Raw genomic sequence first — 20,909 nt, forward strand, 5'->3', positions numbered from 1 at the left:
CCGCTGTCATCCGCACCTATCGTCGAAGCCCTGGAAAACACCTGGATAACGATTGTCATGGCTCAGCGGGTTTGCATCATCGGCGCCGGCGTGGTCGGCCTGGCCACGGCCTACGCCCTGGTTCGCGAAGGATTCGACGTGACCCTGGTGGAAGCGCGCGAGCGGGGCGGGCTGGAAACCAGCTACGCCAATGGCGGGCAGTTGTCCTATCGCTACGTGGCGCCATTGGCCGACAGCGGCGTGCCGGCCCAGGCGCTCGGCTGGCTGCTGCGCAACGATGCGCCGTTGCGCCTGCGGCCGCGCCTTGATCCGGCGCAGTGGCGCTGGCTGCTGGGCTTCCTCGCGGCCTGCCGCGGCTCGCTGAACCGCCGCAATGCCGCGCACCTGCTGCGCCTGGCATTGCTCAGCCAGCGCACCCTGCAGGCCTGGCGCGAGGAGGATGGCCTCGATGGCTTCGACTGGCGGCGCAACGGCAAGCTGGTGGCGTTTCGCCAACCGGCCAGCTTTACGAGGGCCCGCCAGGGCCTGGCCGATCCTTCGGCGCAATTCGTCCTGACCGCCGCCGAGTGCCTCGCGCTGGAGCCGGCCCTGTCCGCCGCGCCCTTCGTCGGCGGCATCCACACGCCGGACGAGGAGGTCGCCGACTGCCATGCCTTCTGCGTGCAACTTGCCGAGCGCCTGCAGGCTTCCGGACATTGCCGGCAACTGCATGGCCGCAGGGTGACGAAGATCGTCGAGGGCGGCGCGGCGGTGCGTGGCGTCGAGGTCGGCGGCGATCTCATCGAGGCCGATCATGTGGTGCTGGCCGCCGGCTACCGCAGCGCCGAATTGATGCTGCCGGGCCTGCGCCTGCCGCTATACCCGCTCAAGGGCTATAGCCTGACCCTGCCGGTCGGCGCGCAGCACCGCGCGCCGGATACCAGCATCACCGATTACGACCGCAAGATCGTCTACGCGCGGATCGGCGAGCGGCTGCGGATCGCCGCGATGGTCGACATCGTCGGCTTCGACCCCGGCCTCGAGCCCGCGCGCCTGGCACTGCTGCGCCAGCAGGCGCGGGACACGTTCCCGCAGGGCGGCGATTTCGACGCCGCCGTCGAATGGGCCGGCATGCGCCCGGCCACGCCCACCGGGGTACCGCTGGTGGGCAACGGCGGCTACCGCAACCTCTGGCTCAACCTCGGCCACGGCGCGCTCGGCTTCACCCTGGCCTGCGGCAGCGGGCGCCTGCTGGCCGAGCAGATCGGCCGCCGCCCGCCGAGCATCGATACCACTGGCCTGCTGCCGCGCGGCGCGCTGGCTGGCTGATCCCCCCTCGACTGGAGCACTCCCATGGAACCGACCCGTATCGCCACCAACGACCGCCTGTCCGCCGCGGTCTGCTTCGACGCCCTGGTATTTCTTTCCGGCCAGGTGCCGGGCCAGGCCGAGGATATCCATGGCCAGACCCGCGAGGTGCTGGCGAAGATCGACGCGCTGCTGGCCGAGGCCGGGTCGCGCAAGGAGCGTATCCTCAGCGCGACCATCTACCTGAAGGACATCGCCCGCGATTTCGCCGCCCTGAACGAGGTCTGGACCCAGTGGTTGCCGACCGGCCAGGCACCCAGCCGGACCACCGTCCAGGCGGAGCTGGCGCGTCCGTCGGTGCTGGTGGAGATCACCGTGGTGGCGGCCAGGGGCTGACTTACTTTCCATAGCCATAAGAAAAAAGAGGCAGAACCTCCGATGAAAACCCTTGTATCCAGCACCCTCGCACTCTCCCTGTCGCTCGCCATCGGCGCCGCGCAGGCCGAGGAACTCAGCGGCACCCTGAAGAAGGTTGCCGACAACGGCACGATAACCCTGGGTTATCGCGATGCCTCGGTGCCTTTCTCCTACCTTGGCGATAACAGCGGCCAGCCCATGGGCTATTCGGTGGAACTGGCCGGCAAGGTGGTGGAGCGGCTCAAAAGCACCCTCGGCAAGCCGGAACTCAAGGTGAAGTACAACCTGGTCACTTCGCAGACTCGCATCCCGCTGGTGCAGAACGGCACCGTCGACCTGGAGTGCGGCTCCACCGGGGTCACCGCCGAGCGGCAGAAACAGGTGGCGTTCTCCTACGGCTTCATCTACGTCAAGGGCCAGTTGCTGACCCGCAAGGACAGCGGCATCGCCCACTTCGACGACCTCAAGGGCAAGAACGTGGTGACCACCGCCGGCACCACCAACGAGCGCTACCTGAAGAACTACAACGCTGAACACAAGCTGGGGATGAACGTGGTCAGCGCCAAGGACCACGGCGAAGCCTTCCAGATGCTGCAATCGGGTCGCGCGGTGGCCTTCTACATGGACGATGCGCTGCTCTACGGCGAACGCGCCAAGGCGCGCCAGCCGCACGACTGGGTGGTGGTCGGCGAGCCGCAATCGCGGGAGATCTACAGCTGCATGGTGCGCAAGGACGACCCGCAGTTCCTTGCCCTGGTCAACGAGACCCTGGCCGGGCTGTATCGCTCGGGCGAGATACAGGGCATCTACCAGCGCTGGTTCCAGCAGCCGATCCCGCCCAAGGGGTTGAACCTGGAGTTCCCCATGACCGCGGAGCTGAAGGCGATCCTCGAGAACCCCACCAGCGATCCGGTGCAGTGAGCGTCTAGCGCTGCAGGCCAAGGTGGCGGATCGACGGCGTCGGCGCGTCCAGGCGCGACCAGACGTCGTCGGCCAGTTCGGCTGGATAGAAGGACGGCAGGCCAGGCAGTTCGTCGCGGGCGATCCAGCCGATCTCGCGGATATCGAACTCGTCGCCGCCCAGGCCCTTCAGGTTGGCCAGGGTCGGCTCGCCACGCCAGGCGTCGATGCGGTAGAACAGTTCCATGTGGAAGCGCCCGGCGGCGGGTTCGGCGAATTCGCGCACGTAGACCAGCGGGCCGACGTCCACCCGCAGGCCGGTCTCCTCGAAAAACTCGCGCCGGACGGTATCCTTCGTCGATTCGTCGCATTCCGACTCGAAGCCGCCGCCGGGCGGAATCCAGTAGATGTCGCCGCCGACCTCGTGGCGGACCAGCAGGATGCGTTGCTCCACCACCAGCAGGCCGGCGGCGCGGATACGGTGTCGCAAGGCCTCGGCCATGCTCGCTCTCCCGGCGCCAGGCGCCGTTGCTTGGATTGATGGTTTCCTGTCTACCGGGGCGGACATGAAAGCCGCTCGGTTTTTTTCCCGGCGCCGAAGTATCATGCGCGGCAGAGCAAAGGACGGGCCCGCTGTCGACGTTTGCGCCGGGGGCCGAACACATCGCCTCGGGAGCGCATCATGCTAGTTCTGTATCCGGAAATTAAACCCTACGCTCGCCACGAGCTGGCCGTCGACGAACCGCATGTGCTGTATGCCGACGAAAGTGGTTCGCCGGACGGACTGCCGGTCGTCTTCGTCCACGGCGGCCCCGGCTCCGGTTGCGATGCCCTGTCGCGTCGCTTCTTCGATCCCAACCTCTACCGTATCGTCACCTTCGACCAGCGCGGTTGCGGCCGTTCCACGCCCCACGCCAGCCTGGAGAAGAACAGCACCTGGGAGCTGGTGGCGGACATGGAGCGCCTGCGCGAGCACCTGGGTATCGAGAAGTGGGTGCTGTTCGGCGGTTCCTGGGGCTCGACCCTGTCGCTGGCCTACGCGCAGACCCATCCCGAGCGGGTCCATGCGCTGATCCTGCGCGGCATCTTCCTCTGCCGTCCGCAGGACATCCACTGGTTCTACCAGGAAGGCGCCAGCCGCCTGTTCCCCGACTATTGGGAAGACTATGTCGCGCCGATCCCGCCGGAAGAGCGCGGCGACCTGCTGGCGGCCTTCCACAAGCGCCTGACCGGTAGCGACCAGATCGCCCAGATGCACGCCGCCAAGGCCTGGTCGACCTGGGAGGGCCGCACCGCCACGCTGCGCCCCAACCCCATGGTGGTGGACCGCTTCACCGAGCCGGGCAGGGCGCTGTCGATCTCGCGCATCGAGAACCACTTCTTCGTCAACCAGGGCTTCCTCAGGCCCAACCAGTTGCTCGAGGACATGCACCGCATCGCCCATCTGCCTGGCGTGATCGTGCATGGCCGCTACGACGCCATCTGTCCGCTGGACAATGCCTGGGCCCTGCACCAGGCCTGGCCGAACAGCGAACTGCAGATCATCCGCGACGCCGGGCACACCGCCAGCGAGCCGGGGATAGTCGATGCGCTGGTGCGCGCCACCAACGAGATCGGCCGGCGACTGCTCGACCTGCCGCCGGAGGCCGAATGAAGGCATTGCTGCAGCGCGTCGGCGCGGCGCGGGTGGAGGTTGGCGGCGAAATCGTCGGCTCCATCGATCGCGGCCTGCTGGTGCTGGTCGGGGTCGAGCCCGAGGATGGCGAGCGTTGCGCGGCGAAGATGCTGCACAAGCTGCTCAACTACAGGGTGTTCGGCGACGACGAGGGCAAGATGAACCGGTCCTTGCTGGACGTGCAGGGCGGCTTGCTGCTGGTCTCGCAATTCACCCTGGCGGCGAACACCCGCAGCGGACTGCGTCCGAGCTTCTCCAGCGCGGCGCCGCCGGCGCAAGGAGAGACGGTGTTCGAGCACCTGGTGAAACTGGCGCGGGAGGCCTATCCGCAGGTGGCGACCGGGCGTTTCGGCGCCGACATGCAGGTGCACCTGGTCAACGACGGGCCGGTGACCTTCCTGCTGGAGAGTTGATCGGCGTCGAGGGGAATGTCCCCAAGGTGCTTCAGGGAGGGATGGCGGGGCCGGAACGGTGAATTTTTGTGACAGATACATGGCCTTTTGTCACAACCTCGGTGCATCATCCGCACGCCGATTTCATGCTGTACAGGACAGGCCGGCCGGCATCCCGATGCCGGGCGGGGCGTCCTGCAACCCAATGGACGGGAATCATTCCGCCCGGGCAGGGTCGGAACCTCTGGGGTCGCTAGCCGACGAGCGGCATGCCCCCTGGTTTTCCAGGCCCGGTGCACGTAACGCGAATGACTGGAAACAGGCATTCTTTTTGTCAGATCGCGCCAAATCTGGCTATCTATCGGGTTTGGCAGCGAATGTGGCGAAACCATGTTCGACCGGCACTCCGGTGCCGTCGGAGACCCCTGAACGGTCAGGGCGTCTTCAGTAATTCATGTTCACGGACGAGGGGGCCTCGTGATTTTCCGTTCCGTTTCAAACACCGATTTCCGCGCCCGCGTGCGCACCCTGCTGCTTGCCGGCTCGACTGCGCTGGCATTCGTCGCCGCCCCGGTATGGGCGTTCAGCATCGACGACGTGGCGAGCAAGGCCAAGGACCTGGCCGGCGACAAGTATTCCGCGCCGACCAGCAACCTGCCATCGGAATTCAGCGAAATGAAATTCGCCGATTACCAGCAGATCCGTTTCATCAACGAGCGCGCCTACTGGGGCAAGCTGAAGACGCCGTTCAAGCTGAGCTTCTATCACCAGGGCATGCACTTCGACACGCCGGTGAAGATCAACGAGGTGACCGCTACCACGGTCAAGCCGATCAAGTACGATCGCACCAAATTCGATTTCGGATCCCTGAAGTTCGACGAGAATGCCACCAAGGATCTCGGCTATGCCGGTTTCCGCGTGCTCTATCCGATCAACAAGGCCGACAAGCAGGACGAGATCGCCACCTTCCTTGGCGCGAGCTACTTCCGCGTGGTCGGCAAGGGCCAGGTCTACGGTCTGTCGGCGCGCGGCCTAGCGATCGATACCGCGCTGCCTTCGGGCGAAGAGTTCCCGCGCTTCCGCGAATTCTGGATCGAGCGGCCGAAGGCGCAGGACAAGCAACTGGTGATCTACGCCCTGCTCGACTCGCCGCGGGCCACCGGCGCCTACCGCTTCGTGCTGCGTCCGGGCAAGGATGCGGTGATGGATGTCCAGGCCCGCGTGTTCCTCCGCGACAAGGTCAGCAAACTGGGCCTGGCGCCGCTGACCAGCATGTACCTGTTCGGCTCCAACCAGCCGTCCGAGCAGCACAACTTCCGGCCCGAGCTGCATGACTCCAGCGGTCTGCAGATCCATGCCGGCAACGGCGAGTGGCTGTGGCGTCCGCTGAACAATCCGAAGCACCTGTCGGTGAGCACCTTCAGCGTGGAGAACCCGAAAGGCTTCGGCCTGCTCCAGCGCGGCCGCGAGTTCTCCCGCTACGAAGACCTGGACGACCGCTACGACCTGCGTCCGAGCGCCTGGATCGAGCCGAAGGGCGACTGGGGCAAGGGCACCGTGGAACTGGTGGAAATCCCGACCCCGGACGAAACCAACGACAATATCGTCGCGTTCTGGAACCCCGAGACCCAGCCTGAGGTCGGAAAGCCGCTGGACTTCGCCTACCGCCTGCACTGGACCATGAATGAAGACGAGTTGCACGACCCGAAATCCTCCTGGGTCAAGCAGACCATGCGCTCGGTCGGCGACGTGAAGCAGAAGAACCTGATCCGCCAGCAGGACGGCAGCACCGCCCTGGTCGTCGACTTCGAAGGGCCGGCCCTGAAGGACCTGGCGCCGGACGCGCCGGTGACCACCCAGGTCAGCACCGACAGCAACGCCGAGGTGGTGGAGAACAGCCTGCGTTACAACCCGGTCCTGAAAGGCTGGCGCCTGACGCTGCGGATCAAGGTCAAGGATCCGAAGAAGCCGGTGGAAATGCGCGCGGCGCTGGTCGACGAGGCGCAGAAGCCACTGAGCGAAACCTGGAGCTATCAGCTGCCTGCCGATGAATAACCCATCCACTACGAAAGCACCGCTGGCCGACTACCTCGCTCATCTTCCCCTGGCGGAAGAGGAGCGGGAGCGGCTTGGCGAGTCCGCTTCCTTCTCCGAGCTGCACGCTCGCCTGGCGGGAGCGGAAGGCGCCGCTGCCGATGCCGGGGGCGATCCCGCCCTGGCCTCGGTACGCGCCCGCCTGCAGCTGGGCACCCCTGAGCTGGACGACGCCGAGATGTTCGGCGTCGACGCCCAGGGTCGCACCTTCCTCAAGATTTCCCCGCCGATCCGCCGTACCAAGGTGATTCCCGAGCCCTGGCGCACCAACATCCTGGTGCGCGGCTGGCGTCGGCTGACCGGACGCAGCAACCCGCCCAAGCCCAAGCGTGCCCTGCCGCGGGCCCGCTGGCAGCGGGTCGGCTCGCTGCGCCGGTTCATCCTGCTGTTGTTGATGCTGGCGCAGACCTCGGTCGCCACCTACTACATGAAAGGCATCCTGCCCTACCAGGGCTGGGCCTTCGTCGACCTGGAGGAACTGGCCCAGCAGAGCCTGCTGGATACCGTCCAGCAGGTGCTGCCCTATGTCATCCAGTTCGGCATCCTGGCGCTCTTCGCGATCCTCTTCTGCTGGGTCTCGGCCGGCTTCTGGACCGCGCTGATGGGCTTCTGGGAGCTGCTCACCGGGCGCGACCGCTACCGGATCTCCGGCAGCAGCGCCGGCAGCGAGCCGATCGCCGCCGACGCCCGCACGGCGATCGTCATGCCGATCTGCAACGAAGACGTGCCGCGGGTATTCGCCGGCCTGCGGGCGACCGTCGAGTCGATGGCCGCCACCGGCGAGATGGAACGATTCGACTTCTTCGTCCTCAGCGACACCAACGACCCGGATATCGCCGTCGCCGAGCAGCAGGCCTGGCTCGAGCTGTGCCGCGAGACCAAGGGCTTCGGCAAGATCTTCTACCGTCGCCGCCGGCGCCGGGTGAAGCGCAAGAGCGGCAACATCGACGACTTCTGCCGGCGCTGGGGCGGCGACTACCGCTACATGGTGGTGATGGACGCCGACAGCGTGATGAGCGGCGACTGCCTGGCCAAGCTGGTGCGCCTGATGGAGGCCAATCCTGAGGCGGGGATCATCCAGACCGCGCCGAAGGCGTCCGGCATGGACACCCTGTATGCGCGCATGCAGCAGTTCGCCACCCGCGTCTACGGCCCGCTGTTCACCGCCGGCCTGCACTTCTGGCAACTCGGCGAGTCGCACTACTGGGGCCACAACGCGATCATCCGCATGCAGCCCTTCATCGACCACTGCGCCCTGGCGCCGTTGCCGGGCAAGGGCTCGTTCGCCGGCGCGATCCTGTCCCACGACTTCGTCGAGGCTGCGCTGATGCGCCGTGCCGGCTGGGGTGTGTGGATCGCCTACGACCTCGACGGCAGCTACGAAGAACTGCCGCCGAACCTGCTCGACGAACTCAAGCGCGACCGCCGCTGGTGCCACGGCAACCTGATGAACTTCCGCCTGTTCCTGGTCAAGGGCATGCACCCAGTGCACCGCGCGGTGTTCCTCACCGGGGTCATGTCCTACCTGTCGGCGCCGTTGTGGTTCTTCTTCCTGGTGCTTTCCACCGCGCTGCTGGCGGTGCACCAACTGATGGAGCCGCAGTACTTCCTGGAACCGCGGCAGCTGTTCCCGATCTGGCCGCAGTGGCATCCGGAGAAGGCCATCGCGTTGTTCTCCACCACCCTGACCCTGTTGTTCCTGCCCAAACTGCTCAGCGTAATGCTGATCTGGGCCAAGGGCGCCAAGGGTTTCGGCGGGGTGATCCGAGTGACCCTGAGCATGCTCCTGGAGATGTTCTTCTCGGTGCTGCTGGCGCCGGTGCGAATGCTCTTCCACACCCGCTTCGTGCTGGCCGCCTTCCTCGGCTGGTCGGTGCAGTGGAACTCGCCGCAGCGCGACGACGACGCCACGCCCTGGAGCGAGGCGATCCGCCGGCACGGCATGCAGACCCTATTGGGTATCGCCTGGACCCTGCTGGTGGCCTGGCTCAACCCGCGCTTCCTGTGGTGGCTGTCGCCGATCGTCGGTTCGCTGATCCTGTCTATCCCGGTATCGGTGATCTCCAGCCGGGTGAAGCTGGGCCTGCGCGCCCGCGATGAAAAGCTGTTCCTGATCCCGGAGGAGTACGACACGCCGCGCGAGCTGCGCGCCACCGACGAGTACACCTACGAGAACCGCTGGCATGCACTCAAGGATGGCTTCCTCAAGGCCGCCGTCGATCCGTTGCTCAACGCCCTGGCCTGCGCCATGGGCACGGCTCGCCACAACCGTGCGCAAGCCATCGAGACGGTGCGCGGCGAGCGTATCGGCAAGGCCATCGAGAAGGGCCCGGAACAGCTCGACGGCGCCACGCGCCTGGCCCTGTTGAGTGACCCGGTAGCACTTTCGCGCCTGCATACGCGGGTCTGGGAAGAGGACCGCGACGACTGGCTCGGCCGCTGGCGCAAGGCCGAGGCGGACGACCCCCACGCCGCCAGCGTACCGCTGGCCCAGGTAGTGCCCGGCGACGCCGGCCTGCTGCCCGCCGCCCAGTCCTGATCCCATGCCCCCGGCGGAACGCCGCCGGGGGCATGGTCTGTTTCTTGCCTGTTTTCCCCGTGCGGCGCTGCTGTTACCCTGCGCCGGCAATCCAGAAAGTCTCGTATCGTTCGCCAGCTGAGGTACTATCGGCCGCCTTTTGCGCAGCCGGTCATGGCCTGCTGCCCGCCCGGGACGGCGACACGACGAGAGCATCCGTTCGACGACTGTGTTTCTAAGACTGCTGGGGATTGGGGAATGAAAAAGTATCTTGCTTCATTGGTTCTGGGCGTCTGCGCCCTGGTGGGCGTGGCTTCGGTCCAGGCGGCCGGCGCGGTGGAGGACGCGGTCAAGCGCGGCACCCTGCGGGTCGGCATGGACCCGACCTACATGCCGTTCGAGATGACCAACAAGCGCGGCCAGATCATCGGCTTCGAAGTCGACCTGCTCAAGGCCATGGCCAAGTCCATGGGCGTCAAGCTGGAGCTGGTCTCCACCAGCTACGACGGCATCATTCCGGCGCTGCTGACCGACAAGTTCGACATGATCGGCTCGGGCATGACCCTGACCCAGGAGCGCAACCTGCGCCTGAACTTCTCCGAGCCCTTCATCGTGGTCGGCCAGACCCTGCTGGTGCGCAAGGAGCTGGAAGGCAAGATCAAGTCCTACAAGGACCTGAACGATCCGCAGTACAGCATCACCTCGAAGATCGGCACCACCGGTGAGATCGTTGCCCGCAAGCTGATCAGCAAGGCCAAGTACCACGGCTTCGACAACGAGCCGGAAGCGGTGATGGACGTGGTCAACGGCAAGGCTGACGCCTTCATCTACGACTCGCCCTACAACGTGGTGGCGGTGAGCAAGTTCGGCGCCGGCAAGCTGGTCTACCTCGACCAGCCGTTCACCTACGAGCCGCTGGCGTTCGGCCTGAAGAAAGGCGACTACGACAGCATCAATTTCATCAACAACTTCCTCCATCAGATCCGCGAAGACGGCACCTATCAGCGCATCCACGACAAGTGGTTCAAGAACACCGAGTGGCTGAAGGAAATGGAATGAACCGCTGACGGCCCCCGCGAAGGGGGCCGTCGTACCTGCGCATTCCATCGTTCGAGAGAGTTTCCGTGACCAAGAAGAAACGTTCCGTCTGGCCCTGGCACCTGCTGACCGGGCTGATCCTGCTGGTCCTGGCCTGGGCGCTGTGGTTCTCCACCTCGCTGATTTCCTATGAATGGCGCTGGAACCGCGTTCCGCAGTACTTCGCCTACCAGGCCGAGGAGCCGTTGCGGGCCAACGAGATCGGCCGGGTCGAGGCTATCGAGGAACAGGGCAGGGACGCGCGCGTCACGCTGCTTGGCGAGAGCGGCGAGAAGCAGGTCGTGACCGTCGCCCAGGACAGCCTGCAATTCTCCGAAGGCGACGACGTGGCCGAGGGCGACGCGGTCGGGGTGACCCGCCACTGGGCCGCCGGCCCACTGCTCTGGGGCCTGTGGACCACCCTCTGGCTATCGCTGGTGTCCGGTGCCATCGGCTTGGCGATCGGCCTGGTCGCCGGCCTCTGCCGGCTGTCGAAAAACCCGACCCTGCACGACCTGTCGACGATCTACGTCGAGCTGGTGCGCGGCACGCCGTTGCTGGTGCAGATCTTCATCTTCTACTTCTTCATCGGCACCGTGCTCAACCTGTCCCGCGAGTTCGCCGGGGTCGCGGCGCTGGCGCTGTTCACCGGCGCCTACGTGGCCGAGATCATTCGGGCCGGCGTGCAGTCCATCGCCCGCGGACAGAACGAGGCCGCCCGCTCCCTGGGCCTGAACGCCGGCCAGTCGATGCGCTACGTGATCCTGCCGCAGGCCTTCAAGCGCGTGCTGCCGCCGCTGGCCGGGCAGTTCATCAGCCTGGTCAAGGACACCTCGCTGGTCTCGGTGATCGCCATCACCGAACTGACCAAGAGCGGCCGTGAGGCGATCACCACCTCGTTCTCCACCTTCGAGATCTGGTTCTGCGTCGCCGCGCTGTACCTGCTGTTGAACCTGCCCCTTTCGCACATGGCATCCCGACTGGAGCGGAGGCTCGGACAAAGTGATTGAAGTACGCAACCTGCTGAAGGTCTTCGATACCCGCGGCCAGGTAGTGCGCGCGGTGGACGACGTGAGTACCCACGTGGCCAGGGGCGAGGTGCTGGTGGTGATCGGTCCGTCCGGTTCCGGCAAGTCGACCTTCCTGCGCTGCCTGAACGGCCTGGAGGAGTTCGACGAAGGCTCGGTGAGCATCGACGGCGTCGACCTGGCCGACCCGAGGACCGACATCAATGCCTACCGCCGCGAAGTCGGCATGGTGTTCCAGCATTTCAACCTGTTCCCGCACATGACCGTGCTCGAGAACCTCTGCCTGGCCCAGCGCGTGGTGCGCAAACGCGGCAAGGCCGAGCGCGAGGCCAAGGCGCGGGCGCTGCTGGCCAAGGTCGGTATCGGGCAGAAGGCTGACGAATATCCCTCGCGCCTGTCCGGCGGCCAGCAGCAGCGCGTGGCGATCGCTCGCGCGTTGTGCATGGACCCCAAGGTGATGCTGTTCGACGAACCGACCTCGGCGCTTGATCCGGAGATGGTCGGCGAAGTCCTCGACGTCATGAAGACCCTGGCCGTGGAAGGCATGACCATGGTCTGCGTGACCCACGAGATGGGCTTTGCCCGCGAAGTGGCCGACCGCGTGCTGTTCTTCGACCACGGCAAGCTGCTGGAGGACGCGCCGCCGGCGCAGTTCTTCGACAATCCGCAGGACCCGCGGGCCCAGGCCTTCCTCCGCCAGGTCCTCTAGTACCGCGCTAGGCGAACGGCTTGCCCGGCGGCGGCAGGAGCGACGTCGGACTCTGCCGCGCGGCCGGCTGGATATCGTTGTCCTCCAGCCAGTCCAGCGCCCATTCGCGCAGGCGCTCGTTCTGGTAGCGGTACCAGTCCTGCAACAGTTCCGGGTACTCCATCAGAGAGTGCTTGAAGGCCTTGAACGGCTTGCGGCTCTGCAGCGCGTTGGCGAGCGTCGCATAGGCGTGCGGCTCTTCCACCTCGCGGAGGAAATCCTGCATCAGTCCCAGCGACTGGGTGGTGCTCAGCGGGTCGATCAGCAGCAGGCGTTCCGGCTCGTTTTCCAGCAATGCGTCCAGTTCGGGATCGGGCGCCTCGGCGGAGATCAGCAGCACCTTGCCGCTGTGCAGGTCGAGGTAGTGGTCGATTCCCGGGGTATCCAGGGCGAAGGCCAGTTCGTCGATATCGATGGTCATCGGGCGCATGGCGTCATCTCCCAAAAGGCGAAAGCCTGATCCTACGCAAAGGTGCCCCTCCTGTCCGCTTTCGATGGACGGGAGGGGCTGCCGATGCAAGGAGGATCCTCTCGGGATGTTACAGGCGGAAGCGTCCCACCTGCGCCTGCAACTGCGTGCCCAGGCGCGCCAGCTCGCCGCTGGAGGCGGCGGTCTGCTCGCTGGCGGCGGCCGACTGTTCGGCGACGTCGCGCACGCTGAGGACGCTGCGGTTGATCTCCTCGGCCACCGTGCTCTGTTGCTCCGCGGCAGTGGCGATCTGCAGGTTCATGTTCTGGATGTCGGAGACGGTGCGGGTGATGCTGTCCAGCGCGGCGCCGGCGCGGCGCGCCAGTTCCACCGTGCTGGCGGTCAGCGAGCGGCTGTTCTCCAGGCGTTCGGCGGCTTCGCCGGCGCCCTGCTGGAGACGCTGGATCAGGCCCTCGATCTCGGCGGTGGACTGCTGGGTGCGCTGGGCCAGGCCGCGGACCTCGTCGGCGACCACCGCGAAGCCGCGTCCGGCGTCGCCGGCGCGTGCCGCTTCGATGGCTGCGTTGAGCGCCAGCAGGTTGGTTTGCTCGGCCACCGACTTGATCACGTCGAGGACGCTGCCGATCTGCTCGCTGTCGTTCTTCAGGCGCGCCATGGCTTCGCTGGAAACGTCCATTTCGCTAGCCAGGCGCTCGATGCGGGTCACCGCCTGGTCGACCACCGCGTCGCCCTGGCGCGCCTCTTCGTCGGCCTGGCGAGCGGCCTGGGAAGCCAGTTCGGCGTTGCGCGCGACGTCCTGCACGGTGGCGGCCATCTCGTGCATGGCGGTGGCGACCTGGTCGGTCTCCACTTTCTGGCTGTTGACCCCGGCGCGGGTCTGCTCGGTGACCGCCGAGAGTTCCTCGGCGGAGCTGGCCAACTGGCTGACGCCGTCGCCGATCCGCCCGACCAGCTCGCGCAGGCTGTCGCCCATGCGCTGCATGACTCGCTGCAACTGGCCCAGTTCGTCGCGGCGCTGGAGGGTCAGGGGATTCTGCGGACGCTTGCCGAGGTCGCCGGCGGCGATGGCCTCGGCCTGCGCGAGGGCTTCGTCCAGCGGCCGGACGATCTGCCGGTTGATCGCCCAGCCGGCGACGCAGCCGAAGGCCAGGGCCAGCGCGGCGATCAGCCAGAGACTGGCGCGGTCGCGGCTGGCCGTGCTCTCGCGCAATTGGCGACCGGCTTCGGTGAGGGTCCGGCCGGCCCGGGCCATATCCTGGGTGCTGCTTTGCATCGCTTGCTGCGCCTGGCGCGTGCGGACGACGCCGGCACGGAACTGCTCGATGCCGCCACGATAACCCTGGAGGCTGCGCATGGCCTGTTCCAGCGCCGCATCGGCCTCGCCGGGCAATTGGCCTCGTAGCGTCGTGCCGGCCTGGCGGAGGGCGTCGAACGCGGCGAACGCGGCCTGCTCGGCCTTGTCGCTGCGTTCGAAGACGTAGCCGCGCACCTGGTAACGCACCATGAGCAACTGTTGGTGCAGGTCGGCCACCGCACGGCTGCGTTGCAACGCCTGCGGGTCGCCGGCCTGCTGCGCGAGGCTGGCGTACATCAGTTCCTCGAGGCGGGCGAAGCTGTCCAGCGCCTGCTGTGCAGTGCCCACCAGCACACCACGGGCGGCGCTGCGTTGCTGATCGGCTGCGGCGAGGTCGTCGAAGGCCTTGCGGTAGGCTTCGATGGCTTCGGCCTGGTGGGCGAGGGCGGCCGGGTCAAGCTCGCTGTCGCGCAGCGCCTGCAGGCGCTGGAGCATCCCGGCCAGGGTCTGGCGGACCTGCTCGGCCTGGCGCGGGTCGCTGCCGGCTTCGAATGCCAGGCGGCCTTGTTCGGCTTGCTGGGCCTGTTCCATCAGGCTGGCGACTTCGGCGAGCTGCTCGCTGAGGGCGGTCTGGTGCGTGAGGGTGCGGTTGCTGCTGATCACCACCAGCAGAAGCAGCGCGAGGAGGACACCGAAACCGACCATCAGCTTGCGGCTGACGCTCAGCTTGGCCAGTTGGAGAACCCACCAATCGTACATCGTCATTACTCCAGGCAGTGCGACACCCTGGGTTGGCAGCCCCATGGCGTGGCGGAACAGGTAATGGCTCAGCGTCGTCGCGTCCGGCGTGCGGGCGCGGAGGGCCGGTACGTGGCCGGCGGGCGAGGTCGTATGGTTGTCGTGCGGAGCCCTGCGCGACAGAGGATGTCGGCCGGGCGGGGAAAACCTTCAGTCTTTTACCGGAGTTTTTTCAGAACAACCGCGCAAGCAAGGCGCTGACCGCGGTTTCCACGCGCAGGATGCGTTCGCCGAGCTGCACCGGATGCAGTCCGGCTTCGCGCAGCTTGTCGACCTCGTAGGGAATCCAGCCGCCTTCCGGGCCGATCGCCAGGGTCACCGGCTTCTCCACCGCGCGCGGACAGGCCGGCCAGGGGCCGGGATGGCCGACCAGGCCGAGGCTGCCGGCGGCCAGGGCCGGCAGGCGGTCTTCGACGAAGGGTTTGAAGCGCTTCTCGACGATGATTTCCGGCAGCACCGTATCGCGGGCCTGCTCCAGGCCGAGGACCAGGTTCTCGCGGATCGCCGCCGGGTCGAGGAACGGGGTCTGCCAGAAGCTCTTTTCCACGCGGTAGCTGTTCAGCAGCACCAGCTTCGGTACGCCCATCGCGGCGATGGTCTGCAACACCCGGCGGAGCATCTTCGGTCGCGGCAAGGCCAGCAGCAGGGTGATCGGCAGTTTGGCCGGCGGCGGCTGGTCGAAGCGCACCTCCAGGGTCGCCTCGCTGGCGTCGAGCTTCAGCAGGCGGCCTTCGCCCATCCAGCCGCCGAGGCGGCCGACCCGCAGGGTGTCGCCGTTCTCGGCGCGGTGCACTTCGTGCAGGTGCTTGAGGCGGCGATCGTGCAGGACCGCACGATCCGCCGACACGAAGTCGGCGTCGTCGAGGAGCAGCAGGTTCACTGGCGGGTGGCCGGAGGCTGGTCGCCGTCGCTGGCCGGTTGGTCGTCCGGATGCTCGCCGCGCTTGCGTACCAGGCGGCCGAACAGCAGGCCGATCTCGAACAGCAGCCACATCGGCACCGCGAGCATGGTCTGGGAGAAGATGTCCGGCGGGGTCAGGACCATGCCGACCACGAAGCAGCCGATGATCACGTACGGGCGGATCTTCTTCAGGTACTCGACGTCGACCACCCCGATCCAGATCAGCAGCACCGTGGCCACCGGGATCTCGAAGGCGACGCCGAAGGCGAAGAACAGGGTCAGGACGAAGTCCAGGTAGCTGTTGATGTCCGTCATCATCGCCACGCCCTCGGGCGTCACGCTGGCGAAGAAGTGGAAGATCATCGGGAACACCAGGAAGTAGGCGAAGGCCATCCCGGCGTAGAACAGGATGATGCTGGACACCAGCAGCGGCAGCGCCACGCGCTTCTCGTGCTTGTACAGGCCGGGCGCGATGAAGCCCCAGACCTGCGCGAGGATCACCGGCATGGCGAGGAACAGCGCCACCACCATGGTCAGCTTGAACGGCGCGAGGAACGGCGAGGCGACGTCGGTGGCGATCATGCTGGTGCCTTCCGGAAGGAAGCGGCGCAACGGCTCGGAGACCAGGGTGTAGATCTTCTGCGAGAAGTAGAACAGGCCGGCGAAGATCAGGAAGATCGCCGCCACGCTGCGCAGCAGGCGCGTACGCAGTTCGGTCAGGTGCGAGACCAGGGGCATTTCCTGGTCGTGCTCGGGCTGCTCGGGTTTATCGGCGCTCATGGATTACGCGGCGTCTCGGACGGTGGCGAAGGGGGAGTGGAGGCAGCGACTGCCGGCGGTGCCGCGGCGTCCGCGGGCGGAACCGCAGGCGTGCTGGTCGGCGGCGGCGTGGGTACGCTCGGCGCCGGGTTCTCGGCCGCCGGCGGCGGGGTTTCCTGCGGGGGATTCTGGCCGGTCAGCGGGGCCAGCAGCTTCTGCGCTTCGCGCTCCATCGAGAGGATGTGCTCGTTGTGCAGTTGCCGGCGGATCTCGTCCGCACCGATTTCCCGTTCCACTTCCTGCTTGATGGTATTGAAACTGCGCTTCAGGCGGCCGATCCACAGGCCGGCGGTACGTGCGGCGCCCGGCAGGCGCTCGGGGCCGAGCACCAGCAGGGCGACCAGCCCGACCAGCAACAGTTCGCTGAAGCTGATTCCGAACATCGATGGCTACCCGTCAGTCCTTGCGCGCCGGCTCTTCGACCTTCTGCGCCTGGGCGTCGATGGTGTGCGGCTGGTTCAGCGGTTGGGCCGGCTGGGCGGCGGGCTGGTCCTTCTTGTCGTCTTCCTCGGTGTTCACCGCCTTGCGGAAGCCCTTGATCGCTTCGCCGACGTCGGAACCGAGGTTCTTCAGGCGCTTGGTGCCGAACACCAGTACCACGACGATCAGGATGACGATCCAGTGTTTCCAGTCAAAAATGCCCATGTCGTATTCCTCGCAATGTGTAGGTTCAGGCCGATGGTTGGCGGGCGGCTTTCTCGGCGTGGCCGGAAAGGCCGAAGCGGCGCTCCAGTTCGTCCAGCACGGCTTGCGGATGCTGGCCGAGGGCCGAGAGCATCACCAGCGAGTGGAACCAGAGGTCGGCGGTTTCGTAGATCAGGTCCTGGCAGTCGCCGCTGGCCGCGGCATCCTTGGCGGCGATGATGGTTTCCACCGACTCCTCGCCGACCTTCTCCAGGATCTTGTTCAGGCCCTTGTGGTACAGACTGGCCACGTAGGAGCTGTCGGGCGCGGCGTTCTTGCGCTCCTCGAGCACCGCCGCCAGACGGGTCAGGGTGTCACTCATGGTGGTGTCCTGCGTGTTCGTAGATAGCGTCCGGGTCCTTCAGCACCGGATCGACGGTCTTCCAGGCGCCGTTCTCGAAGACGCGGTAGAAACAGCTTTCCCGGCCGGTATGGCAGGCGATCCCGCCGACCTGCTCGACCATCAGGATGACCACGTCGGCGTCGCAGTCCAGGCGCAGTTCGTGCAGCTTCTGCACATGCCCGGACTCCTCGCCCTTGCGCCACAGCTTGCCACGCGAACGCGACCAATAGATTGCACGGTTCTCGCTGGCGGTCAGGGCCAGCGCCTCGCGGTTCATCCAGGCCATCATCAGCACGCGCCCGGTCTCGTGATCCTGGGCGATCGCCGGGACCAGGCCGTCGGCGTTCCAGTGAATCTCATCCAGCCAGTCTTTCATGGTCTTTCCACGTTCGTTGCCGGTACGTTGCGTGCGTTTCCGGCGGAAATGGGAGTAGTGTGCCAGCCGGGAGCGCGACTGGCTATCGGCGCGGGCCTAGTGGCCGTGCGCGGCGCTAGCGGCGCAGGATCAGGAACACCCCGCCGGCCAGCATCACCCACGCCGGCCAGGCTTCCAGCTGCTGACCCAGGCCGACCTCGGCGGCGCCGACCAGCAGCACCGCGCCCACCAGGCGCCCGAGCCAGTCGTGGCGGGAACCTTTCCACTCCGGCGGCGGCGCATTGTGGGCGTGCGGTTGTGACAGGCGTTCGAGGGTGTCGCGGGCCATTTGCGACAGGTGCGGCACCTGCTCGACCTGTTGCTGGAAATTGCGCAGCAACTGCTTCGGGCTGACCCGTTCGCGCATCCAACGCTCCAGGAACGGCTGGGCGGTGGCCCACAGGTCGAGTTCCGGGTAGAGCTGGCGGCCGAGGCCTTCGATGTTCAGCAGGGTCTTCTGCAGCAGCACCAGTTGCGGCTGGATCTCCATGTTGAAACGACGCGCGGTCTGGAACAGGCGCAGCAGGACCTGGCCGAAGGAGATGTCCTTCAGCGGCTTCTCGAAGATCGGTTCGCAGACGGTACGGATCGCCGCCTCGAAGTCGTTGACCTTGGTTTCCGCCGGGACCCAGCCGGAGTCGATATGCAGTTGGGCGACCTTGCGGTAGTCGCGCTTGAAGAAGGCGATCAGGTTGCGCGCCAGGTAGTCCTGGTCCTCGTCGGTCAGGCTGCCGACGATGCCGCAGTCCACCGCGATGTATTGCGGGCTCCAGGGCGCGCGGGTGCTGACGAAGATGTTGCCGGGGTGCATGTCGGCATGGAAGAAGCTGTCGCGGAACACCTGGGTGAAGAAGATCTCCACGCCGCGCTCGGCCAGTGCCTTGAAGTCGGTGCGCTGGTCGCGCAGGGTTTCCAGGTCGGTCACCGGGATGCCGTAGATGCGCTCCATCACCAGCACCTTGGGCCGGCACCAGTCCCAGTAGACCTGTGGCACGTAGAGCAGCGGCGAGCCTTCGAAGTTGCGCCGCAGCTGCGAGGCGTTGGCTGCCTCGCGGAGCAGGTCGAGTTCGTCGACGATGGTCTTCTCGTAGTCGCTGACCACTTCCACCGGGTGCAGGCGCCGCGCCTCGCTGGAGACCCGCTCGGCGAGGCGGGCGAGGATGAACAGCCAGGCGATGTCGGAGCGGATCACTGGTTCCAGGTTCGGCCGGATCACCTTCACCACCACTTCCTCGCCGCTCTTCAGGCGCGCGGCGTGGACCTGGGCCACCGAGGCGGAGGCCAGCGGTTCGCGTTCGAAGCGGGCGAAGACCTGTTCGATCTTCGCGCCCAGTTGTTCCTCGATGCGCTTGACCGCCAGCTCCGGCGGGAAGGGCGGCACCTTGTCCTGCAGCCAGGCCAGTTCGTTGGCGATGTCGTCGGGCAGCAGGTCGCGGCGGGTGGAGAGAATCTGGCCGAACTTGATGAAGATCGGTCCGAGGTCCTGCAGCGCCAGGCGCAGGCGCGCGCCGCGGGTCAGTTCCAGCTTGCGCCGCGGCAGCCAGCGCCAGGGCAGGGTGGCACCGAGCAGGCGCAGCCACCAGGGCAGCATCGGCAGTTCGAGGATCAGGTCGTCCAGGCGGTAGCGGATGACGACGCGCTGGATGCGCAGGAGGCGGCGGACAGCGAGGAGCTTCATGCGTCGGGCTTGGTCTTTTGGCTGAGGCGTCCGACGCGCGCGTCGAGACGATCGAGGGCCAGCTTCAGCTGGTCCAGTTCGGCGAAGCGGGCTTCGGCTTCGTGCTGGCCGACCAGCGTACGGCTTTCCTCGGCAAGGTAGTCGGCCAGGTTCAGGCGCAGGCTGTGCAGGCTCTGCGCGCTCCAGCGCGAAGCGTCGCGCAGGCCGCTGCCGAGCACCTGGGTGGCGAGCGGGCCGAGCCAGCGCGACAGTTCGTACTCCCAGTCCAGCTCCAGGCTCTGCAGGATGCCGGCCAGTTCCAGCAGGGCCGCGCTGTCGCCGTCCATGCTGACTTCCGGGCTGTGCAGGACGCGGGTCTTGTCGCGCGCCAGGGCCAGGTGCAGGAGGTTGCCGGCCGGCGCACGCAAGGTGCAGTCGACCTCCGCCTCATGCTGCGCGGCGAAGTGCAGGCCGTCGCCGGCGGGCAGGATGAAGACCCGCAGCGGCGGGCTCAGGCAGTCGACCTCGATGACCTTGGTGGAAAGCCTGCGCAGGCGCGGCAGCGCTGTCCCGTCGAGGCGCAGGACGCGATTGATGCCGGTTTCGGCGGCGGCCAGCACGGCCTGGATCAGCAGCGAGCTCATCGGCGCGCCCTCGGTTAAGGCTTGATACCGCGGTGCAGGGCGACGATGCCGCCGGTCATGTTGTGGTAGGTCACGCGGTCGAAGCCGGCTTCCACCATCATCGCCTTCAGGGTTTCCTGGTCGGGGTGCATGCGGATCGACTCGGCCAGGTAGCGATAGCTCTCGGAGTCGTTGGTGACCAGCTTGCCCATCAGCGGCAGCAGACTGAACGAATAGGCGTCGTAGGCCTTGGACAGCAGGTTGCTGCTCGGCTTGGAGAACTCCAGCACCAGCAGGCGGCCACCGGGCTTGAGCACGCGTAGCATGGAGCGGATCGCTTCGTCCTTGTGGGTGACGTTGCGCAGGCCGAAGGCGATGGTCACGCAGTCGAAGTGGTTGTCCGGGAAGGGCAGCTTCTCGGCGTCCGCCTGGACGAAGCTGACGTTGCCGGAGACGCCCTTGTCGAGCAGCTTGTCGCGGCCGACCTTGAGCATCGAGGCGTTGATATCGGCCAGCACCACCTCGCCGGTCGGGCCGACCAGGCGTGAGAACTGCCGGGTCAGGTCGCCGGTGCCGCCGGCGATGTCGAGCACGCGGTTCCCGCTGCGCACGCCGGACAGCTCGATGGTGAAGCGCTTCCACAGGCGATGGATGCCGCCGGACATCAGGTCGTTCATCAGGTCGTACTTGGCTGCCACCGAGTGGAATACCTCGGCGACCTTCTTCGCCTTCTGGCTTTCCGGAACGTTCTGGTAGCCGAAGTGGGTGGTGGGTTCGGCGTCGGCGCCTTTGCGGGGATCGTTCATGACG

At 66.6% G+C, this 20,909-nt stretch carries 22 protein-coding genes and 1 pseudogene; 10 read left to right on the forward strand and 13 right to left on the reverse strand.

The window, feature by feature from the left end:
- Nucleotides 1-57 precede the first annotated feature (57 nt).
- Genes AC4OR5_RS09140 through AC4OR5_RS09150 form a run of 3 tightly spaced genes read left to right on the forward strand, consistent with a single transcriptional unit; the run spans nucleotide 58 to nucleotide 2,625 of the window.
- Nucleotides 58-1,308 carry a D-amino acid dehydrogenase gene (locus AC4OR5_RS09140; RefSeq protein WP_058161051.1) on the forward strand — a complete coding sequence of 417 codons (1,251 nt, stop codon included), beginning with the start codon at nucleotides 58-60 and terminating at the stop codon, nucleotides 1,306-1,308.
- 24 nt (nucleotides 1,309-1,332) lie between these two features.
- Complete coding sequence (locus AC4OR5_RS09145; protein WP_003095925.1) at nucleotides 1,333-1,683, forward strand: RidA family protein; 351 nt, start codon at nucleotides 1,333-1,335, stop codon at nucleotides 1,681-1,683.
- Between the two features lie 42 nt (nucleotides 1,684-1,725).
- Nucleotides 1,726-2,625: a transporter substrate-binding domain-containing protein gene (locus tag AC4OR5_RS09150; protein WP_003095923.1), complete on the forward strand. Its 900-nt coding sequence runs from the start codon at nucleotides 1,726-1,728 to the stop codon at nucleotides 2,623-2,625.
- Between the two features lie 4 nt (nucleotides 2,626-2,629).
- On the opposite strand, the gene AC4OR5_RS09155 is transcribed toward AC4OR5_RS09150, so the two are convergent.
- Nucleotides 2,630-3,106 (reverse strand): NUDIX domain-containing protein, encoded by a 477-nt coding sequence (locus tag AC4OR5_RS09155; RefSeq protein WP_052157061.1) that lies wholly within the window; start codon nucleotides 3,104-3,106, stop codon nucleotides 2,630-2,632.
- Nucleotides 3,107-3,286: 180 nt separating this feature from the next.
- On the opposite strand from AC4OR5_RS09155, the gene pip reads away from it, so the two are divergent.
- The 7 genes from pip (at nucleotide 3,287) to AC4OR5_RS09190 (ending at nucleotide 12,097) form a co-directional block, all read left to right on the forward strand.
- On the forward strand, nucleotides 3,287-4,258 hold the full coding sequence (gene pip / locus AC4OR5_RS09160) for a prolyl aminopeptidase (RefSeq protein ID WP_003095918.1): 972 nt from the start codon (nucleotides 3,287-3,289) through the stop codon (nucleotides 4,256-4,258).
- Nucleotides 4,255-4,692, forward strand: a complete 438-nt coding sequence (gene dtd, locus AC4OR5_RS09165) for a D-aminoacyl-tRNA deacylase (RefSeq protein ID WP_003095916.1) — start codon at nucleotides 4,255-4,257, stop codon at nucleotides 4,690-4,692. The genes pip and dtd overlap by 4 nt, the downstream gene beginning before the upstream one ends.
- 456 nt (nucleotides 4,693-5,148) lie before the next feature.
- Entirely contained in the window at nucleotides 5,149-6,726 is a 1,578-nt protein-coding gene (locus tag AC4OR5_RS09170; RefSeq protein ID WP_009314403.1) for a glucan biosynthesis protein G, read from the forward strand.
- Complete coding sequence (mdoH, locus tag AC4OR5_RS09175) at nucleotides 6,719-9,304, forward strand: glucans biosynthesis glucosyltransferase MdoH (protein ID WP_003135824.1); 2,586 nt, start codon at nucleotides 6,719-6,721, stop codon at nucleotides 9,302-9,304. Before AC4OR5_RS09170 ends, mdoH begins: the two co-directional genes overlap by 8 nt.
- Before the next feature lie 237 nt (nucleotides 9,305-9,541).
- The gene (locus AC4OR5_RS09180) at nucleotides 9,542-10,342 is read left to right on the forward strand and encodes a transporter substrate-binding domain-containing protein (protein ID WP_003095910.1); all 801 of its coding nucleotides are present in this window, start codon (nucleotides 9,542-9,544) and stop codon (nucleotides 10,340-10,342) included.
- A 65-nt stretch (nucleotides 10,343-10,407) separates the two neighbouring features.
- On the forward strand, nucleotides 10,408-11,370 hold the full coding sequence (locus AC4OR5_RS09185; RefSeq protein ID WP_003103450.1) for an amino acid ABC transporter permease: 963 nt from the start codon (nucleotides 10,408-10,410) through the stop codon (nucleotides 11,368-11,370).
- Entirely contained in the window at nucleotides 11,363-12,097 is a 735-nt protein-coding gene (locus AC4OR5_RS09190; RefSeq protein ID WP_023107309.1) for an amino acid ABC transporter ATP-binding protein, read from the forward strand. The genes AC4OR5_RS09185 and AC4OR5_RS09190 overlap by 8 nt, the downstream gene beginning before the upstream one ends.
- Before the next feature lie 7 nt (nucleotides 12,098-12,104).
- On the opposite strand, the gene AC4OR5_RS09195 is transcribed toward AC4OR5_RS09190, so the two are convergent.
- The 12 genes and pseudogenes from AC4OR5_RS09195 to ubiE all read right to left on the reverse strand — a co-directional run bounded on the left by AC4OR5_RS09195 (nucleotide 12,105) and on the right by ubiE (nucleotide 20,905).
- Nucleotides 12,105-12,566, reverse strand: coding sequence for a UPF0158 family protein (locus AC4OR5_RS09195; RefSeq protein WP_003135810.1), 462 nt, complete (start codon nucleotides 12,564-12,566; stop codon nucleotides 12,105-12,107).
- A 109-nt stretch (nucleotides 12,567-12,675) separates the two neighbouring features.
- A complete protein-coding gene (locus AC4OR5_RS09200) occupies nucleotides 12,676-13,548 on the reverse strand; it encodes a methyl-accepting chemotaxis protein (protein WP_404936159.1) in 873 nt (290 codons plus the stop codon).
- Nucleotides 13,531-14,664, reverse strand: a pseudogene (gene mcpK / locus AC4OR5_RS09205) (methyl-accepting chemotaxis protein McpK); the annotation flags it as partial. The pseudogene mcpK and the gene AC4OR5_RS09200, both read right to left, overlap by 18 nt.
- A 166-nt stretch (nucleotides 14,665-14,830) precedes the next feature.
- Complete coding sequence (locus AC4OR5_RS09210; RefSeq protein ID WP_003095898.1) at nucleotides 14,831-15,538, reverse strand: 16S rRNA (uracil(1498)-N(3))-methyltransferase; 708 nt, start codon at nucleotides 15,536-15,538, stop codon at nucleotides 14,831-14,833.
- A complete protein-coding gene (gene tatC / locus AC4OR5_RS09215) occupies nucleotides 15,535-16,338 on the reverse strand; it encodes a twin-arginine translocase subunit TatC (RefSeq protein ID WP_003095896.1) in 804 nt (267 codons plus the stop codon). The genes AC4OR5_RS09210 and tatC overlap by 4 nt, the downstream gene beginning before the upstream one ends.
- Nucleotides 16,335-16,760 (reverse strand): Sec-independent protein translocase protein TatB, encoded by a 426-nt coding sequence (gene tatB, locus AC4OR5_RS09220; RefSeq protein ID WP_023126744.1) that lies wholly within the window; start codon nucleotides 16,758-16,760, stop codon nucleotides 16,335-16,337. Before tatB ends, tatC begins: the two co-directional genes overlap by 4 nt.
- A gap of 13 nt (nucleotides 16,761-16,773) precedes the next feature.
- Nucleotides 16,774-17,022 carry a twin-arginine translocase TatA/TatE family subunit gene (locus tag AC4OR5_RS09225; RefSeq protein ID WP_003095893.1) on the reverse strand — a complete coding sequence of 83 codons (249 nt, stop codon included), beginning with the start codon at nucleotides 17,020-17,022 and terminating at the stop codon, nucleotides 16,774-16,776.
- A gap of 25 nt (nucleotides 17,023-17,047) precedes the next feature.
- Nucleotides 17,048-17,383, reverse strand: a complete 336-nt coding sequence (locus tag AC4OR5_RS09230) for a phosphoribosyl-ATP diphosphatase (protein WP_003103458.1) — start codon at nucleotides 17,381-17,383, stop codon at nucleotides 17,048-17,050.
- Entirely contained in the window at nucleotides 17,376-17,780 is a 405-nt protein-coding gene (gene hisI, locus AC4OR5_RS09235; protein ID WP_003095888.1) for a phosphoribosyl-AMP cyclohydrolase, read from the reverse strand. Before hisI ends, AC4OR5_RS09230 begins: the two co-directional genes overlap by 8 nt.
- Nucleotides 17,781-17,895: 115 nt before the next feature.
- Nucleotides 17,896-19,497: a ubiquinone biosynthesis regulatory protein kinase UbiB gene (gene ubiB / locus AC4OR5_RS09240; RefSeq protein ID WP_003095885.1), complete on the reverse strand. Its 1,602-nt coding sequence runs from the start codon at nucleotides 19,495-19,497 to the stop codon at nucleotides 17,896-17,898.
- Nucleotides 19,494-20,120: a ubiquinone biosynthesis accessory factor UbiJ gene (locus tag AC4OR5_RS09245; RefSeq protein ID WP_003110866.1), complete on the reverse strand. Its 627-nt coding sequence runs from the start codon at nucleotides 20,118-20,120 to the stop codon at nucleotides 19,494-19,496. The genes ubiB and AC4OR5_RS09245 overlap by 4 nt, the downstream gene beginning before the upstream one ends.
- 14 nt (nucleotides 20,121-20,134) lie before the next feature.
- Nucleotides 20,135-20,905 (reverse strand): bifunctional demethylmenaquinone methyltransferase/2-methoxy-6-polyprenyl-1,4-benzoquinol methylase UbiE, encoded by a 771-nt coding sequence (gene ubiE / locus AC4OR5_RS09250; protein ID WP_003103462.1) that lies wholly within the window; start codon nucleotides 20,903-20,905, stop codon nucleotides 20,135-20,137.
- Nucleotides 20,906-20,909: the final 4 nt, after the last annotated feature.

It is taken from the genome of Pseudomonas sp. YA1 (assembly GCF_058680555.1).

Coding starts and splice junctions, on each gene's coding strand:
- AC4OR5_RS09145 (WP_003095925.1), top strand. CDS start 1,333: ATGGAACCGACCCGTATCGCCACCAACGACCGCCTGTCCGCCGCGGTC.
- pip (WP_003095918.1), top strand. CDS start 3,287: ATGCTAGTTCTGTATCCGGAAATTAAACCCTACGCTCGCCACGAGCTG.
- AC4OR5_RS09245 (WP_003110866.1), bottom strand. CDS start 20,120: ATGAGCTCGCTGCTGATCCAGGCCGTGCTGGCCGCCGCCGAAACCGGC.
- AC4OR5_RS09195 (WP_003135810.1), bottom strand. CDS start 12,566: ATGCGCCCGATGACCATCGATATCGACGAACTGGCCTTCGCCCTGGAT.
- AC4OR5_RS09180 (WP_003095910.1), top strand. CDS start 9,542: ATGAAAAAGTATCTTGCTTCATTGGTTCTGGGCGTCTGCGCCCTGGTG.
- mdoH (WP_003135824.1), top strand. CDS start 6,719: ATGAATAACCCATCCACTACGAAAGCACCGCTGGCCGACTACCTCGCT.
- AC4OR5_RS09140 (WP_058161051.1), top strand. CDS start 58: ATGGCTCAGCGGGTTTGCATCATCGGCGCCGGCGTGGTCGGCCTGGCC.
- AC4OR5_RS09200 (WP_404936159.1), bottom strand. CDS start 13,548: ATGCAGCGCATGGGCGACAGCCTGCGCGAGCTGGTCGGGCGGATCGGC.
- AC4OR5_RS09155 (WP_052157061.1), bottom strand. CDS start 3,106: ATGGCCGAGGCCTTGCGACACCGTATCCGCGCCGCCGGCCTGCTGGTG.
- ubiE (WP_003103462.1), bottom strand. CDS start 20,905: ATGAACGATCCCCGCAAAGGCGCCGACGCCGAACCCACCACCCACTTC.
- ubiB (WP_003095885.1), bottom strand. CDS start 19,497: ATGAAGCTCCTCGCTGTCCGCCGCCTCCTGCGCATCCAGCGCGTCGTC.
- AC4OR5_RS09150 (WP_003095923.1), top strand. CDS start 1,726: ATGAAAACCCTTGTATCCAGCACCCTCGCACTCTCCCTGTCGCTCGCC.
- dtd (WP_003095916.1), top strand. CDS start 4,255: ATGAAGGCATTGCTGCAGCGCGTCGGCGCGGCGCGGGTGGAGGTTGGC.
- AC4OR5_RS09225 (WP_003095893.1), bottom strand. CDS start 17,022: ATGGGCATTTTTGACTGGAAACACTGGATCGTCATCCTGATCGTCGTG.
- tatB (WP_023126744.1), bottom strand. CDS start 16,760: ATGTTCGGAATCAGCTTCAGCGAACTGTTGCTGGTCGGGCTGGTCGCC.
- tatC (WP_003095896.1), bottom strand. CDS start 16,338: ATGAGCGCCGATAAACCCGAGCAGCCCGAGCACGACCAGGAAATGCCC.
- hisI (WP_003095888.1), bottom strand. CDS start 17,780: ATGAAAGACTGGCTGGATGAGATTCACTGGAACGCCGACGGCCTGGTC.
- AC4OR5_RS09230 (WP_003103458.1), bottom strand. CDS start 17,383: ATGAGTGACACCCTGACCCGTCTGGCGGCGGTGCTCGAGGAGCGCAAG.